The organism is Streptomyces sp. FH025, from assembly GCF_017427025.1.
Taxonomy (GTDB): Bacteria; Actinomycetota; Actinomycetes; order Streptomycetales; family Streptomycetaceae; genus Kitasatospora.
Window position 1 is genome coordinate 1 of record NZ_JAFLNG010001001.1, and the last position, 2090, is coordinate 2090.

Sequence of the window (2090 nt, forward strand, 5' to 3'; positions counted from 1 at the left end):
GGGGCGACGCCGACCCCGACCTGGACGTCCACGTCCACACCGACGTCCACGCTCCCGCCCGGTCCGACCGACGTCGACACGTCCGTTTCCGTGCACACGCAGATGTCGATGCCCGGCCCGTGCGGGTTCCCGCCGTGGTGCCCGGCACCGGAGGCACTGGCACCGCCGACCAGCGTGCACATCGCCACCACACCGACCGCCGCGCCGACCAGCCGCATCCGCCGACCGGAAACCGCGCCCCCACCGCCGTGCAGCGGTATCCGTAGAAGTCGCCGACGCTGCGGCATGGGCTCCACACACCTCTCGGGTCGCCCGGGAAGGAGCGAACGGACTCGGCCTGATCGGCCGCAGTGGAACGGATGGAACGATTCAGCAGTCGGATGCGACGGGGCGGACGGCCCACCTTCCGGGCGGGCCGTCCGTCATCAGGTCAAACGATCTTCGAACCGACCGGTTACGGCCCTCCCCCGTCGTCCTCCGCGCTCAGCGGCGCTGGTGCGCGATCTCGACGTTCTCCAGCACGCCGACCGCGTCCGGCACCAGGATCGCGCAGGAGTAGTAGGCGCTGACCAGGTACGAGATGATCGCCTTCTCGTCGATCCCCATGAAGCGGACCGAGAGCGAGGGCTGGTACTCGTCCGGGAGGCCGGTCTGGTGCAGGCCGATGACGCCCTGGTTGTCCTCGCCGGTACGGATCACCAGGATCGAGCTGGTGTTCTCCTTGGAGATCGGGATCTTGCTGCACGGCAGGATCGGCACCCCGCGCCAGGCCGGCACCTGCTGCCCGCCGAGGTCGACGTGGTGGGGGTAGATGCCCCGGGCGTTGAACTCACGGCCGATCGCGGCGATGGTCCGCGGGTGGGCCAGCAGGTAGTCGGGGTCGCGGCGGCGGTTGAGCAGCTCGTCCAGGTCGTCCGGGGTGGGCGGGCCGGAGTGGGTCTGGATCCGCTGGTCGAAGTCGGCGTTGTTGAGCAGGCCGAACTCCGGGTTGTTGATCATCTCGTGCTCCTGGCGCTCGCGCAGGGCCTCGATGGTCAGCCGGAGCTGGTGCTCGGTCTGGTTCATCGGCTTGTTGTACAGGTCGGCGACGCGGGTGTGGACCTTGAGGACGGTCTGCGCGACGCTCAGCTCGTACTCACGCGGCTTGAGCTCGTAGTCCACGAAGGCGCCGGGCAGCTCGAACTCGCCGTGGTGGCCGGACGACATGGCGATCTCGGCCTCGCCGCGCTCGTTCTGGGCCTGGAGCGGCAGGGCGAGGAAGCCCTCCAGGTGCTCCTGGAGGCTCGGCGCGTTGTCCCGGATCGCGGCGAAGTCGGCCCGGCTCAGGGTGAGGGCGACACCGGAGGTGGCCGTCTTCGCGGTGAACTCCCAGACGGCGTCCGGGTCCAGCAGCGAGTCGTCGCCGAAGCGGTCGCCGTCACCGGCCACGCCGACCACGGTCTCGTCACCGTACTTGCCGGTGCCGATCTTGTTGACCTTGCCGTGCGCGATCAGGAAGATCCGGTCGGCCGCCTCGCCCTGGGTGGTGAGCACCTCGCCGGGGCCGAAGTCCCGCTGCTGGCAGCGGTCGGCGAGGGCGGTGAGCACGTCCTCGTCCTCGTAGCCGCGCAGCAGGGCGAGTTCGCCCAGCTCCAGCGGGATCACGCGGACCTGGGAGCCGGTCTTGATGAACTCCACCACGCCGTTGCCGACGGTGTAGGTGAGCCGTCGGTTGACCCGGTAGGCGCCACCGTGGGCCTCGACCCAGGGAAGGACCCGCAGCAGCCAACGGGAGGTGATCTCCTGCATCTGCGGCGCGGACTTGGTCGTGGTGGCGAGGTTGCGGGCAGCCGCCGTCGCAAGGCTCTGCTGCCGGTCCTGCTGTGTCTCCGGGCTCGTGTCCACGGGCATCGGCAGGGGTCTCCATTCATATGGTCGGGTCACGCGGCCGGGGCCGTACCGCACCGCCCCGGGCGCGAGGCATGACGAATCGTCAGATTCGCCTGCTGGTGGGGGTGTTCGTGAGGGTCAGGAGCGCGGTCGCCGTCGCCCGGCGGCCCAATCCGGAACCCTAGATCACCAGAACCCGACCGGGACCTCACAGTGACCGA

The 2090-nt window shown here is 69.8% G+C and carries 2 protein-coding genes; both read right to left on the reverse strand.

The window, feature by feature from the left end; all coding sequences use genetic code 11:
* The coding region (locus J0670_RS36625; RefSeq protein WP_207817099.1) for a hypothetical protein at positions 1–218 on the reverse strand (218 nt) is incomplete at its 3' end.
* A gap of 265 nt (positions 219–483) precedes the next feature.
* Positions 484–1890, reverse strand: coding sequence for a family 2B encapsulin nanocompartment shell protein (locus tag J0670_RS36630; RefSeq protein ID WP_207817100.1), 1407 nt, complete (start codon positions 1888–1890; stop codon positions 484–486).
* Positions 1891–2090 lie beyond the last annotated feature (200 nt).

Coding starts and splice junctions, on each gene's coding strand:
- J0670_RS36630 (WP_207817100.1), bottom strand. CDS start 1,890: ATGCCCGTGGACACGAGCCCGGAGACACAGCAGGACCGGCAGCAGAGC.